Source organism: Escherichia sp. WS1265, from assembly GCF_046487585.1.
GTDB lineage: Bacteria > Pseudomonadota > Gammaproteobacteria > Enterobacterales > Enterobacteriaceae > Escherichia > Escherichia coli.
In genome coordinates, this window is record NZ_JBJQJE010000018.1 from 70,308 (window position 1) to 84,623 (window position 14,316).

Below are 14,316 nucleotides of genomic sequence, written 5' to 3' on the forward strand. Positions count from 1 at the left end.
ACGCTAATCTTACCCGGTGATTTATCGCCAGAGCGGTGGTAGCAAGGCAGCGCGCTTGCAGCGACCAGATATGCAGAGGGATGGGTGATTTATTCAGTTGCCAAACCCGCTGGAGTATTGAGATAATTTTCAGTCTGACTCTCGCAATATCTTATGAGGTTTCAGTTCATGTCCTGCGGCGCTCTCTGAGCGAAGCGGGTTTATCATTAACGAATAGTCTTAGTAGTACCGAAAAAATGGCAGAGAAACGCAATATCTTTCTGGTTGGGCCTATGGGTGCCGGAAAAAGCACTATTGGGCGCCAGTTAGCTCAACAACTCAATATGGAATTTTACGATTCCGATCAAGAGATTGAGAAACGAACCGGAGCTGATGTGGGCTGGGTTTTCGATTTAGAAGGCGAAGAAGGCTTCCGCGATCGCGAAGAAAAGGTCATCAATGAGTTGACCGAGAAACAGGGTATTGTGCTGGCTACTGGCGGCGGCTCTGTGAAATCCCGTGAAACGCGTAACCGTCTTTCCGCTCGTGGCGTTGTCGTTTATCTTGAAACGACCATCGAAAAGCAACTTGCACGCACGCAGCGTGATAAAAAACGCCCGTTGCTGCACGTTGAAACACCGCCACGTGAAGTTCTGGAAGCGTTGGCCAATGAACGCAATCCGCTGTATGAAGAGATTGCCGACGTGACCATTCGTACTGATGATCAAAGCGCTAAAGTGGTCGCTAACCAGATTATTCACATGCTGGAAAGCAACTAATTCTGGCTTTATATACACTCGTCTGCGGGTACAGTAATTAAGGTGGATGTCGCGTTATGGAGAGGATTGTCGTTACTCTCGGGGAACGTAGTTACCCAATTACCATCGCATCTGGTTTGTTTAATGAACCAGCTTCATTCTTACCGCTGAAATCGGGCGAGCAGGTCATGTTGGTCACCAACGAAACCCTGGCTCCTCTGTATCTCGATAAGGTCCGCGGCGTACTTGAACAGGCGGGTGTTAATGTCGATAGCGTTATCCTCCCTGACGGCGAGCAGTATAAAAGCCTGGCTGTACTCGATACCGTCTTTACGGCATTGTTACAAAAACCGCATGGTCGCGATACTACGCTGGTGGCGCTTGGCGGCGGCGTAGTGGGCGATCTGACCGGCTTTGCGGCGGCGAGTTATCAGCGCGGTGTACGTTTCATTCAAGTCCCGACGACGTTACTGTCGCAGGTCGATTCCTCCGTTGGCGGCAAAACTGCGGTCAACCATCCCCTCGGTAAAAACATGATTGGCGCGTTCTACCAGCCTGCTTCAGTGGTGGTGGATCTCGACTGTCTGAAAACGCTTCCCCCGCGTGAGTTAGCGTCGGGGCTGGCAGAAGTCATCAAATACGGCATTATTCTTGACGGTGCGTTTTTTAACTGGCTGGAAGAGAATCTGGATGCGTTGTTGCGTCTGGACGGTCCGGCAATGGCGTACTGTATTCGCCGTTGTTGTGAACTGAAGGCAGAAGTTGTCGCCGCCGACGAGCGCGAAACCGGGTTACGTGCTTTACTGAATCTGGGACACACCTTTGGTCATGCCATTGAAGCTGAAATGGGGTATGGCAATTGGTTACATGGTGAAGCGGTCGCTGCGGGTATGGTGATGGCGGCGCGGACGTCGGAACGTCTCGGGCAGTTTAGTTCTGCCGAAACGCAGCGTATTATAACCCTGCTCAAGCGGGCTGGGTTACCGGTCAATGGGCCGCGCGAAATGTCCGCGCAGGCGTATTTACCGCATATGCTGCGTGACAAGAAAGTCCTTGCGGGAGAGATGCGCTTAATTCTTCCGTTGGCAATTGGTAAGAGTGAAGTTCGCAGCGGCGTTTCGCACGAGCTTGTTCTTAACGCCATTGCCGATTGTCAATCAGCGTAACAACAAGAAAGGTCAGGCCGCTTATCAAGCGGTCTATTAGCTTCAGGTTAATTGCAACGTGGTAAGCATTAACCTTTTAGTGGGGTGTTAAATGGATGAATTCAAACCAGAAGACGAGCTGAAACCCGATCCCAGCGATCGTCGTACTGGTCGTTCTCGTCAATCTTCTGAACGTTCTGAGCGTACTGAACGTGGCGAACCGCAGATCAATTTTGATGATATTGAACTTGATGACACTGACGATCGCCGTCCGACTCGTGCGCAAAAAGAGCGCAATGAGGAACCGGAAATCGAAGAAGAAATTGACGAATCCGAAGATGAAACCGTGGATGAAGAGCGCGTAGAGCGTCGTCCGCGTAAGCGCAAAAAAGCAGCCAGTAAACCCGCTTCTCGTCAGTATATGATGATGGGCGTCGGCATTCTGGTTCTACTGCTGTTGATCATCGGTATCGGTTCTGCGCTAAAAGCCCCCTCGACCACTTCCAGCGATCAAACCGCGTCTGGCGAGAAGAGTATTGATCTTGCTGGCAATGCGACCGATCAGGCCAATGGCGTGCAGCCAGCGCCGGGAACCACGTCTGCGGAAAATACTCAGCAGGATGTATCTCTGCCGCCGATCTCTTCTACGCCGACTCAAGGGCAAACCCCGGCGGCAACGGATGGTCAACAACGTGTTGAAGTGCAGGGTGACCTGAACAATGCGCTGACCCAGCCACAAAATCAGCAACAGTTGAACAATGTGGCGGTCAATTCCACGTTGCCGACTGAACCCGCGACGGTCGCGCCTGTTCGCAATGGCAATGCATCGCGTGACACGGCGAAAACGCAAACCGCTGAACGTCCGGCCACCACGCGTCCAGCTCGTCAGCAGGCGGTGATTGAACCGAAAAAACCGCAAGCAACCGTGAAAACGGAACCGAAGCCGGTAGCTCAGACGCCGAAGCGTACTGAACCAGCTGCTCCTGTGGCGAGCGCGAAGGCACCGGCTGCGACTTCTACGCCAGCACCAAAAGAGACGGCGACTACGGCTCCAGTACAGACGGCATCCCCGGCGCAAACCACGGCAACACCCGCTGCTGGAGGGAAGACCGCAGGTAATGTTGGTTCGTTGAAATCGGCACCGTCCAGCCATTACACTCTGCAGCTGAGCAGTTCCTCTAACTACGACAACCTGAACGGTTGGGCGAAGAAAGAGAATCTGAAAAACTACGTTGTCTATGAAACGACGCGTAATGGTCAGCCGTGGTATGTCCTGGTTTCTGGCGTGTACGCTTCGAAAGAAGAGGCGAAAAAAGCGGTATCTACATTGCCAGCAGATGTCCAGGCCAAAAACCCGTGGGCGAAACCGCTGCGTCAGGTACAGGCCGATCTGAAGTAATCAAGGTTATCTCCCGCAATGGTTTATCGTTGCGGGAGTTGCCTGAAGCGCTGGATGCTGTCGGAGCTTTCTCCACAGCCGGAGAAGGTGTAATTAGTTAGTCAGCATGAAGAAAAATCGCGCTTTTTTGAAGTGGGCAGGGGGCAAGTATCCCCTGCTTGATGATATTAAACGGCATTTGCCCAAGGGCGAATGTCTGGTTGAGCCTTTTGTAGGTGCCGGGTCGGTGTTTCTCAACACCGACTTTTCTCGTTATATCCTTGCCGATATCAATAGCGACCTGATCAGTCTCTATAACATTGTGAAAATGCGTACTGATGAGTACGTACAGGCCGCACGCGAGCTGTTTGTTCCCGAAACAAATTGCGCCGAGGTTTACTATCAGTTCCGCGAAGAGTTCAACAAAAGCCAGGATCCGTTCCGTCGGGCGGTACTGTTTTTATATTTGAACCGCTACGGTTACAACGGCCTGTGTCGTTACAATCTGCGCGGTGAGTTTAACGTGCCGTTTGGCCGCTACAAAAAACCCTATTTCCCGGAAGCAGAGTTGTATCACTTCGCTGAAAAAGCGCAGAATGCCTTTTTCTACTGTGAGTCTTACGCCGATAGCATGGCGCGCGCAGATGATGCATCCGTCGTCTATTGCGATCCGCCTTATGCGCCGCTGTCTGCGACCGCCAACTTTACGGCGTATCACACAAACAGTTTTACGCTTGAACAACAAGCGCATCTGGCGGAGATCGCCGAAGGTCTGGTCGATCGCCATATTCCAGTGCTGATCTCCAATCACGATACGATGTTAACGCGTGAGTGGTATCAGCGCGCAAAATTGCATGTCGTCAAAGTTCGACGCAGTATAAGCAGCAACGGCGGCACACGTAAAAAGGTGGACGAACTGCTGGCTTTGTACAAACCAGGAGTCGTTTCACCCGCGAAAAAATAATTCTCAAGGAGAAGCGGATGAAACAGTATTTGATTGCCCCCTCAATTCTGTCGGCTGATTTTGCCCGCCTGGGTGAAGATACCGCAAAAGCCCTGGCAGCTGGCGCTGATGTCGTGCATTTTGACGTCATGGATAACCACTATGTTCCCAATCTGACGATTGGGCCAATGGTGCTGAAATCCTTGCGTAACTACGGCATTACCGCCCCTATCGACGTACACCTGATGGTGAAACCCGTCGATCGCATTGTGCCTGATTTCGCTGCCGCTGGTGCCAGCATCATTACCTTTCATCCAGAAGCCTCCGAGCATGTTGACCGCACGCTGCAACTGATTAAAGAAAATGGCTGTAAAGCGGGTCTGGTATTTAACCCGGCGACACCTCTGAGCTATCTGGATTACGTGATGGATAAGCTGGATGTGATCCTGCTGATGTCCGTCAACCCTGGTTTCGGCGGTCAGTCTTTCATTCCGCAAACACTGGATAAACTGCGCGAAGTACGTCGTCGTATCGACGAGTCTGGCTTTGACATTCGACTGGAAGTGGACGGTGGCGTGAAGGTGAACAACATTGGCGAAATCGCTGCGGCGGGCGCGGATATGTTCGTCGCCGGTTCGGCAATCTTCGACCAGCCAGACTACCAAAAAGTCATTGATGAAATGCGCAGTGAACTGGCAAAGGTAAGTCATGAATAAGTTTGAAGATATTCGCGGCGTCGCTTTTGATCTCGATGGTACGCTGGTGGACAGTGCTCCTGGCTTGGCTACCGCAGTAGATATGGCGCTGTATGCGCTGGAGTTGCCCGTCGCAGGTGAAGAACGCGTTATAACCTGGATTGGTAACGGCGCAGATGTTCTGATGGAGCGCGCATTGACCTGGGCGCGTCAGGAACGTGCGACTCTGCGTAAAACAATGGGTAAACCGCCCGTTGATGACGACATTCCGGCAGAAGAACAGGTACGTATTCTGCGTAAACTGTTCGATCGCTACTATAGCGAGGTTGCCGAAGAGGGGACGTTTTTGTTCCCGCACGTTGCCGATACGTTGGGCGCGTTGCAGGCTAAAGGCTTGCCGCTAGGCCTGGTCACCAACAAACCGACGCCGTTCGTCGCGCCGCTTCTCGAAGCCTTAGATATCGCCAAATACTTCAGCGTGGTGATTGGTGGTGATGATGTGCAAAACAAAAAACCGCATCCGGACCCACTGTTACTGGTGGCTGAGCGGATGGGAATTGCCCCACAACAGATGCTGTTTGTCGGCGACTCACGCAATGATATTCAGGCAGCAAAAGCGGCAGGTTGCCCATCAGTTGGCTTAACCTACGGATATAACTACGGCGAGGCTATCGATCTCAGCCAGCCTGATGTAATTTATCAGTCTATAAATGACCTTCTGCCCGCATTAGGGCTTCCGCATAGCGAAAATCAGGAATCGAAAAATGACTAAGCCCATCGTTTTTAGTGGCGCACAGCCCTCAGGTGAATTGACCATTGGTAACTACATGGGTGCGCTGCGTCAGTGGGTAAACATGCAGGATGACTACCATTGCATTTACTGTATCGTTGACCAACACGCGATCACCGTGCGCCAGGATGCACAGAAGCTGCGTAAAGCGACGCTGGATACGCTGGCCTTGTATCTGGCTTGTGGTATCGATCCTGAGAAAAGCACCATTTTTGTTCAGTCCCACGTGCCGGAACATGCGCAGTTAGGCTGGGCACTGAACTGCTATACCTACTTCGGCGAACTGAGCCGCATGACGCAGTTTAAAGATAAATCTGCGCGTTATGCCGAGAACATCAATGCTGGTCTGTTTGACTATCCGGTGCTGATGGCTGCGGACATCCTGCTGTATCAAACTAATCTGGTGCCGGTGGGTGAAGACCAGAAACAGCACCTGGAACTGAGCCGCGATATCGCCCAGCGTTTCAACGCGCTGTATGGCGATATCTTTAAGGTGCCAGAGCCGTTTATTCCGAAATCTGGCGCGCGCGTAATGTCGCTGCTGGAGCCGACCAAGAAGATGTCCAAGTCTGACGATAACCGCAATAACGTTATCGGCCTGCTGGAAGATCCGAAATCGGTCGTGAAGAAAATCAAACGCGCGGTCACTGACTCCGACGAGCCGCCGGTAGTTCGCTACGATGTGCAGAACAAAGCGGGCGTTTCCAACCTGCTGGATATCCTTTCTGCTGTAACGGGCCAGAGCATTCCGGAACTGGAAAAACAGTTCGAAGGCAAGATGTATGGTCATCTGAAAGGTGAAGTGGCTGATGCCGTTTCCGGTATGCTGACTGAATTGCAGGAACGCTATCACCGTTTCCGCAACGATGAAGCCTTCCTGCAACAGGTGATGAAAGATGGCGCGGAAAAAGCCAGCGCGCACGCTTCCCGTACGCTAAAAGCGGTGTACGAAGCGATTGGTTTTGTGGCGAAGCCGTAATTTAACATTAATGCCAAAAACCGGGGAAACCCGGTTTTTTTATCCTCATTTGCAATAATCCGAAAAAATGTGAAGCGCCTCGCCGTTTCCACATCTCGCAGTTGCGACTTATCTTCATTTTTATGAAGATATAAATATTCACTTTATTGAAAATTTACTATGCGTCGAACGTTTATCAAAAAAGAAGGCGTCGTCATCACGACACTGGCCCGTTATTTGTTGGGTGAAAAGTGCGGTAATCGACTGAAAACCATAGATGAGCTAGCAACTGAATGCCGTTCATCCGTTGGCCTGACGCAGGCCGCGTTGAAAACGCTGGAATCAAGCGGAGCGATACGGATTGAACGCCGTGGGCGCAATGGCAGTTATCTGGTCGAGATGGATAACAAAGCATTGCTGACTCATGTGGATATCAACAATGTGGTGTGCGCGATGCCCTTGCCCTATACCCGTTTGTACGAAGGCCTGGCGAGCGGATTGAAAGCTCAGTTTGATGGTATTCCTTTTTACTATGCGCACATGCGCGGCGCGGATATTCGCGTGGAGTGTTTACTTAACGGCGTGTATGACATGGCGGTGGTTTCCCGACTGGCGGCGGAAAGTTATCTCACGCAAAAAGGGTTATGCCTCGCGCTGGAGTTGGGGCCGCACACCTACGTTGGCGAGCACCAGTTGATTTGCCGTAAAGGCGAGTCCGCAAACGTGAATCGCGTGGGGCTGGATAACCGTTCGGCGGATCAGAAAATCATGACCGATGTCTTTTTTGGCGATAGTGATGTGGAACGAGTCGATCTCTCTTATCACGAGAGTTTACAACGCATTGTTAAAGGCGATGTCGATGCGGTGATCTGGAACGTGGTGGCGGAAAACGAACTGACCATGCTGGGATTAGAAGCGACGCCGCTCACAGACGATCCGCGATTTTTACAGGCCACCGAAGCCGTGATCCTGACGCGAGTCGATGATTACCCAATGCAACAATTGCTGCGTGCAGTTGTTGATAAACACGCCCTGCTTGCCCATCAACAACGAGTGGTCAGTGGGGAACAGGAACCCAGTTATTAAACGAAAGGCATCTGAAATGGAAACCAGACTCAACCTGCTTTGCGATGCAGGCGTTATTGATAAGGACATCTGCAAAGGCATGATGCAGGTCGTCAACGTACTGGAAACAGAGTGTCATCTACCGGTGCGCAGCGAGCAAGGAATGATGGCGATGACACATATGGCGAGCGCACTGATGCGCAGTCGCCGTGGTGAAGAAATAGAGCCGCTGGACGCCGAATTGCTGGTAGAGCTGGCGCAATCCAGCCACTGGCAAGCCGTTGTGCAATTGCATCAGGTGTTGTTGAAGGAATTCGCACTGGAAGTTAACCCGTGTGAAGAAGGCTATTTGCTGGCTAATCTTTATGGATTATGGATGGCTGCTAACGAAGAGGTTTGAAGCTCCCGACAAATCCACGTCGCACAACCTAAATATTCAAAAAAATGAATATTTAATTCAAGGAACAGAAACGAGGCAACAAGATGTTTGTAGAAGCATTGAAACGCCAGAACCCGGCGCTAATTTCCGCCGCACTAAGCTTGTGGCAAAAGGGCAAGATCGCCCCGGACAGCTGGGTGATCGACGTGGATCAGATACTGGAAAACGGTAAGCGGCTGATTGAGACGGCGCGGCTTTACGGCATTGAACTGTATCTGATGACCAAGCAGTTTGGTCGTAATCCGTGGCTGGCGAAAAAACTGCTGGCATTGGGCTACAGCGGCATTGTGGCGGTGGATTACAAAGAGGCGCGGGTCATGCGCCGCGCTGGTTTGCCAGTGGCGCATCAGGGGCATCTGGTACAAATCCCTTGTCACCAGGTTGCTGATGCCGTTGAACAGGGCACCGACGTCATCACCGTGTTTACTCTCGACAAAGCGCGGGAAGTTTCTGCGGCAGCGGTGAAGGCCGGACGAGTCCAGTCTGTGCTGCTCAAAGTTTATAGCGACGATGATTTTCTTTATCCGGGGCAGGAGAGCGGTTTTGTACAGCATTCGCTGCACGAGGTGGTTGCTGAAATTAAGAAACTGCCGGGGCTGCATTTAGCTGGACTAACCCATTTCCCTTGCCTGCTTTGGGATGAGGCTGCCGGGAAAGTTTTGCCGACACCGAATCTTCACACGCTGGTACAAGCACGGGATCAACTGGCGAAATCTGGTATTGCGATTGAGCAACTGAACGCGCCTTCAGCGACCAGCTGCACTTCGCTGCCATTGCTGGCGGAATACGGTGTGACTCATGCCGAACCCGGTCATGCGCTGACGGGCACTATTCCGGCAAACCAGCAGGGCGATCAGCCTGAACGTATCGCGATGCTCTGGTTAAGTGAAATCTCCCATCATTTCCGTGGCGACAGCTACTGCTACGGCGGCGGTTACTACCGTCGTGGTCATGCGCAACATGCGCTGGTGTTTACGCCAGAAAATCAAAAGATTACTGAAACCAATCTCAAAACTGTGGATGACAGCAGTATCGACTACACCCTGCCGCTGGCAGGCGAGTTTCCGGTAAGCAGTGCAGTAGTGCTCTGTTTTCGCACGCAGATTTTTGTCACCCGTAGCGATGTGGTGCTGGTGTCTGGTATTCATCGTGGCGAACCGGAAATCGTCGATCGTTATGACAGTCTTGGAAACTCTCTGGGGGCGTAATGGCGCGATTTGTGGTGTTAGTGATTGATAGCTTTGGCGTAGGCGCAATGAAAGATGTCACGCTGGTGCGTCCGCAGGATGCGGGAGCGAATACCTGTGGTCACATCCTGAGCCAGCTGCCGCATTTGCAGCTACCAATGCTGGAGAAGCTGGGGCTAATCAACGCATTAGGTTATGCGCCAGGCGATATGCAACCGTCAGACTCCGCAACCTGGGGCGTGGCAGAGCTGCAACATGAAGGTGGCGATACCTTTATGGGGCATCAGGAAATTTTAGGCACGCGCCCGTTACCGCCGCTGCGGATGCCTTTTCGCGATGTGATTGACCGTGTTGAGCAGGCATTAGTTTCCGCTGGCTGGCAGGTTGAGCGTCGTGGCGATGATCTGCAATTTCTGTGGGTCAATCAGGCGGTTGCGATTGGCGATAATCTCGAGGCGGATTTAGGCCAGGTCTATAACATCACCGTCAATCTCTCTGTGATCTCTTTTGACGACGCAATCAAAATTGGTCGTATCGTGCGTGAGCAGGTACAGGTCGGTCGGGTCATTACATTTGGCGGCCTGTTAACTGACAGTCAACGCATTCTCGATGCCGCAGAAAGTAAAGAAGGGCGCTTTATTGGCATTAATGCGCCGCGTTCAGGCGCTTATGACAACGGCTTCCAGGTCGTGCATATGGGCTACGGTGTTGATGAAAAAGTGCAGGTGCCGCAAAAACTGTATGAAGCGGGCGTGCCAACCGTGCTGGTGGGTAAGGTGGCGGATATCGTCAGCAATCCTTATGGCGTGAGCTGGCAAAACCTGGTGGATAGCCAGCGGATTATGGATATCACCCTCGACGAATTTAACACGCATCCGACGGCGTTTATTTGCACCAATATCCAGGAAACCGACCTCGCTGGTCACGCGGAAGACGTCGCACGTTATGCCGAACGTTTGCAGGTCGTTGACCGTAACCTTGCCCGGCTTATTGAGGCGATGCAGCCAGATGATTGCCTGGTCGTGATGGCGGATCACGGTAACGATCCGACCATTGGTCACAGCCACCATACCCGCGAAGTGGTGCCAGTGCTGGTTTATCAGCAAGGGATGGTCGCTACGCAGCTCGGTGTGCGCACCACGCTTTCTGATGTGGGGGCTACCGTGTGTGAATTTTTCCGTGCGCCACCGCCACAAAATGGTCGCTCTTTTCTTTCCTCCCTCCGGTTTGCAGGAGACACCCTATGAGTTTTGATCCGACGGGCTACACCCTGGCCCATGAGCATCTGCATATTGATCTCTCCGGCTTTAAAAACAACGTGGACTGCCGCCTTGATCAGTATGCGTTCATTTGCCAGGAGATGAACGACCTGATGGCCCAGGGCGTGCGTAATGTGATTGAGATGACCAACCGTTATATGGGGCGCAATGCGCAATTTATGCTCGATGTAATGCGCGAAACCGGCATCAACGTGGTGGCCTGTACCGGTTATTACCAGGACGCGTTTTTCCCGCAACATGTGGCGACCCGCAGCGTGCAGGAACTGGCGCAAGAGATGGTCGATGAAATTGAGCAGGGTATCGATGGCACTGACCTGAAAGCCGGGATCATCGCGGAGATTGGCTCCAGCGAAGGGAAGATTACGCCGCTGGAAGAGAAGGTATTTATTGCCGCCGCGCTGGCACATAACCAGACCGGACGCCCGATCTCCACACATACCTCTTTTAGCACCATGGGACTGGAACAACTGGCTCTGTTGCAAGCCCACGGGGTTGATCTTTCGCGCGTCACCGTTGGTCACTGCGATCTGAAAGACAACCTCGACAACATTTTGAAGATGATCGATCTCGGCGCGTATGTGCAGTTCGACACCATCGGCAAGAACAGTTACTACCCGGACGAAAAGCGCATTGCGATGCTCCACGCGCTACGTGACCGTGGTTTGCTGAACCGCGTCATGCTGTCGATGGATATTACGCGCCGCTCCCATTTAAAAGCCAACGGTGGTTATGGCTATGACTATTTATTGACCACCTTTATTCCGCAATTGCGCCAGTCAGGATTCAGTCAGGCCGATGTGGATGTGATGTTACGTGAAACTCCCTCTCAATTTTTCCAATAAGGACAGACTCATGAAAAAGATTGGTGTTGCAGGCTTACAGCGTGAGCAGATTAAAAAAACCATTGAAGCGACGGCTCCTGGCTGTTTTGAAGTTTTCATTCACAACGACATGGAAGCGGCAATGAAAGTGAAATCCGGGCAACTGGATTACTACATCGGCGCGTGTAATACCGGTGCGGGCGCGGCATTGTCGATTGCCATCGCGGTGATTGGCTATAACAAAAGTTGCACCATTGCCAAACCAGGCATTAAAGCGAAAGACGAACATATCGCCAAAATGATCGCCGAAGGGAAAGTGGCGTTTGGGCTTTCCGTTGAGCATGTCGAACACGCGATTCCGATGCTGATTAACCATCTGAAATAAAAGGCACGACTATGGATCTGTATATTCAGATTATCGTGGTGGCGTGCCTGACGGGTATGACATCGCTTCTGGCGCATCGCTCGGCGGCCGTTTTTCATGACGGTATCCGCCCGATCCTGCCGCAACTGATTGAAGGCTATATGAACCGTCGCGAGGCGGGGAGTATCGCTTTTGGTCTGAGCATTGGTTTTGTGGCCTCGGTGGGGATCTCGTTTACCCTGAAAACCGGGCTGCTCAACGCATGGTTACTCTTTCTTCCTACCGATATCCTCGGCGTACTGGCGATAAACAGCCTGATGGCGTTTGGTCTTGGCGCTATCTGGGGCGTGTTGATCCTTACTTGCCTGTTGCCGGTAAACCAGCTGCTGACCGCGCTACCGGTGGATGTATTAGGTAGCCTGGGGGAATTAAGCTCGCCGGTGGTTTCAGCTTTTGCACTGTTCCCGCTGGTGGCGATTTTCTACCAGTTCGGCTGGAAGCAAAGTCTGATCGCCGCCGTGGTGGTACTGATGACCCGTGTGGTCGTCGTGCGCTATTTCCCACATCTTAACCCTGAATCCATCGAAATCTTTATTGGCATGGTGATGCTGCTGGGGATCGCGATAACTCACGACTTGCGTCATCGTGATGAAAATGACATTGATGCCAGCGGGCTTTCGGTGTTTGAAGAACGCACGTCACGGATTATCAAAAACTTACCGTATATCGCCATCGTGGGAGCATTGATTGCCGCCGTTGCCAGCATGAAGATTTTCGCCGGTAGTGAAGTGTCGATCTTCACTCTGGAGAAAGCGTACTCCGCAGGCGTAACGCCGGAACAATCGCAAACACTAATCAACCAGGCAGCTCTGGCGGAATTTATGCGCGGGCTGGGTTTTGTACCGTTGATTGCCACCACCGCGTTAGCCACTGGTGTGTATGCAGTTGCGGGCTTTACCTTTGTTTATGCGGTGGGCTATCTCTCGCCGAATCCGATGGTTGCAGCGGTATTAGGCGCAGTGGTTATTTCGGCGGAAGTCTTGCTGCTTCGCTCGATCGGCAAATGGCTGGGGCGCTACCCGTCGGTGCGTAATGCGTCGGATAACATCCGTAACGCCATGAATATGCTGATGGAAGTGGCTCTTCTGGTCGGTTCGATTTTCGCAGCAATTAAGATGGCGGGTTATACCGGATTCTCTATCGCGGTTGCCATTTACTTCCTCAACGAATCTCTGGGTCGTCCGGTACAGAAAATGGCGGCACCGGTCGTGGCAGTAATGATCACCGGTATTCTGCTGAATGTTCTTTACTGGTTTGGCTTGTTCGTTCCGGCTTAAGGAAGGCACCTATGAAGACGTTTCCTCTGCAAAGCCTGACGCTTATTGAGGCGCAGCAAAAGCAGTTTGCGCTGGTGGACACGATTTGCCGCCATTTTCCCGGCAGCGAGTTTCTTACCCGCGGGGATTTGGGCTTAACGCCGGGGCTGAATCAACCGCGCATTACCCAGCGAGTGGAACAGGTGCTGGCTGATGCATTTCACGCACAGGCTGCGGCGCTGGTACAGGGCGCGGGTACTGGCGCGATCCGTGCGGCGTTGGCGGCTTTGCTCAAACCGGGGCAGCGTCTTCTGGTGCATGACGCGCCTGTTTACCCGACGACACGGGTTATTATTGAGCAGATGGGGCTGACGCTTATTACTGCTGATTTCAATGACCTGTCGGCACTGAAGCAGGTCGTCGAGGAGCAACTACCGGATGCGGCGCTGGTGCAGCATACGCGCCAGCAGCCGCAGGACGGGTACATTCTGGCAGATGTGCTGGCAACGTTGCGCGCGGCAAGTGTTCCAGCCTTAACCGATGACAACTATGCGGTGATGAAGGTGGCGCGCATTGGCTGTGAATGCGGGGCGAATGTCTCGACATTTTCCTGCTTCAAGCTATTTGGGCCAGAGGGTGTTGGCGCGGTGGTAGGCGATGCTGATGTTATTAACCGTATTCGCGCCACGCTCTACTCCGGCGGCAGCCAGATTCAGGGCGCTCAGGCGTTGGAAGTCTTGCGTGGGCTGGTGTTTGCGCCAGTGATGCACGCGGTGCAGGCGGGGGTATCTGAACGGTTGCTGGCTTTACTTAACGGTGGCGCAGTGGCGGAAGTGAAAAGCGCGGTGATTGCCAATGCGCAGTCGAAAGTGTTGATTGTGGAATTTCATCAGCCGATTGCCGCCAGGGTGCTGGAAGAGGCGCAAAAGCGCGGTGCCTTGCCTTACCCGGTTGGTGCAGAGTCGAAATATGAGATCCCGCCGCTTTTTTATCGACTTTCCGGAACGTTTCGCCAGGCGAATCCGCAACTCGAACATTACGCGATTCGTATTAACCCAAATCGCAGCGGTGAAGAGACGGTGCTGCGGATTTTGCGTGAGAGTATTGCCAGTATTTAATCTTGTGCATGATGTTTTCGAAAAGAATGCAGAAATAAATACGCCCTCGGGTAACCCCGAGGGCGTCAGGCAATTAAACC

Annotated in this window: 15 protein-coding genes; all 15 read left to right on the top strand. The window is 52.5% G+C overall.

The genetic code is table 11. The features are described from left to right. Positions 1 to 236: 236 nt before the first annotated feature. The 15 genes from aroK to ACJHX3_RS17685 all read left to right on the top strand — a co-directional run bounded on the left by aroK (position 237) and on the right by ACJHX3_RS17685 (position 14,236). Entirely contained in the window at positions 237 to 758 is a 522-nt protein-coding gene (aroK, locus tag ACJHX3_RS17615; protein WP_000818618.1) for a shikimate kinase AroK, read from the top strand. Positions 759 to 814: 56 nt separating this feature from the next. After that, the gene (aroB, locus tag ACJHX3_RS17620; protein WP_000439848.1) at positions 815 to 1,903 is read left to right on the top strand and encodes a 3-dehydroquinate synthase; all 1,089 of its coding nucleotides are present in this window, start codon (positions 815 to 817) and stop codon (positions 1,901 to 1,903) included. A 91-nt stretch (positions 1,904 to 1,994) separates the two neighbouring features. Beyond that, on the top strand, positions 1,995 to 3,281 hold the full coding sequence (damX, locus tag ACJHX3_RS17625; protein WP_024216381.1) for a cell division protein DamX: 1,287 nt from the start codon (positions 1,995 to 1,997) through the stop codon (positions 3,279 to 3,281). A gap of 106 nt (positions 3,282 to 3,387) precedes the next feature. Beyond that, positions 3,388 to 4,224 carry an adenine-specific DNA-methyltransferase gene (dam, locus tag ACJHX3_RS17630; protein WP_000742141.1) on the top strand — a complete coding sequence of 279 codons (837 nt, stop codon included), beginning with the start codon at positions 3,388 to 3,390 and terminating at the stop codon, positions 4,222 to 4,224. Positions 4,225 to 4,241: 17 nt separating this feature from the next. After that, positions 4,242 to 4,919 (top strand): ribulose-phosphate 3-epimerase, encoded by a 678-nt coding sequence (gene rpe, locus ACJHX3_RS17635; RefSeq protein WP_094308385.1) that lies wholly within the window; start codon positions 4,242 to 4,244, stop codon positions 4,917 to 4,919. Beyond that, entirely contained in the window at positions 4,912 to 5,670 is a 759-nt protein-coding gene (gph, locus tag ACJHX3_RS17640) for a phosphoglycolate phosphatase (RefSeq protein WP_024216380.1), read from the top strand. Before rpe ends, gph begins: the two co-directional genes overlap by 8 nt. Next, positions 5,663 to 6,667, top strand: coding sequence for a tryptophan--tRNA ligase (gene trpS / locus ACJHX3_RS17645; RefSeq protein WP_000165543.1), 1,005 nt, complete (start codon positions 5,663 to 5,665; stop codon positions 6,665 to 6,667). Before gph ends, trpS begins: the two co-directional genes overlap by 8 nt. A gap of 159 nt (positions 6,668 to 6,826) precedes the next feature. Further along, a complete protein-coding gene (gene yhfZ / locus ACJHX3_RS17650; protein WP_024216379.1) occupies positions 6,827 to 7,732 on the top strand; it encodes a GntR family transcriptional regulator YhfZ in 906 nt (301 codons plus the stop codon). A 16-nt stretch (positions 7,733 to 7,748) separates the two neighbouring features. Continuing rightward, positions 7,749 to 8,111 carry a hypothetical protein gene (locus tag ACJHX3_RS17655; RefSeq protein WP_024216378.1) on the top strand — a complete coding sequence of 121 codons (363 nt, stop codon included), beginning with the start codon at positions 7,749 to 7,751 and terminating at the stop codon, positions 8,109 to 8,111. A gap of 83 nt (positions 8,112 to 8,194) precedes the next feature. Continuing rightward, positions 8,195 to 9,358 carry a YhfX family PLP-dependent enzyme gene (locus ACJHX3_RS17660; protein ID WP_024216377.1) on the top strand — a complete coding sequence of 388 codons (1,164 nt, stop codon included), beginning with the start codon at positions 8,195 to 8,197 and terminating at the stop codon, positions 9,356 to 9,358. Beyond that, positions 9,358 to 10,584, top strand: a complete 1,227-nt coding sequence (locus tag ACJHX3_RS17665) for a phosphopentomutase (RefSeq protein ID WP_024216376.1) — start codon at positions 9,358 to 9,360, stop codon at positions 10,582 to 10,584. Before ACJHX3_RS17660 ends, ACJHX3_RS17665 begins: the two co-directional genes overlap by 1 nt. Further along, complete coding sequence (locus tag ACJHX3_RS17670; protein ID WP_001600576.1) at positions 10,581 to 11,459, top strand: phosphotriesterase-related protein; 879 nt, start codon at positions 10,581 to 10,583, stop codon at positions 11,457 to 11,459. The genes ACJHX3_RS17665 and ACJHX3_RS17670 overlap by 4 nt, the downstream gene beginning before the upstream one ends. A gap of 10 nt (positions 11,460 to 11,469) precedes the next feature. Beyond that, complete coding sequence (locus tag ACJHX3_RS17675) at positions 11,470 to 11,823, top strand: DUF2620 domain-containing protein (protein WP_000719728.1); 354 nt, start codon at positions 11,470 to 11,472, stop codon at positions 11,821 to 11,823. Positions 11,824 to 11,834: 11 nt separating this feature from the next. Beyond that, complete coding sequence (locus ACJHX3_RS17680; RefSeq protein ID WP_000366861.1) at positions 11,835 to 13,139, top strand: YhfT family protein; 1,305 nt, start codon at positions 11,835 to 11,837, stop codon at positions 13,137 to 13,139. An 11-nt stretch (positions 13,140 to 13,150) separates the two neighbouring features. Further along, positions 13,151 to 14,236 (top strand): aminotransferase class I/II-fold pyridoxal phosphate-dependent enzyme, encoded by a 1,086-nt coding sequence (locus ACJHX3_RS17685; protein ID WP_024216375.1) that lies wholly within the window; start codon positions 13,151 to 13,153, stop codon positions 14,234 to 14,236. Positions 14,237 to 14,316: the final 80 nt, after the last annotated feature.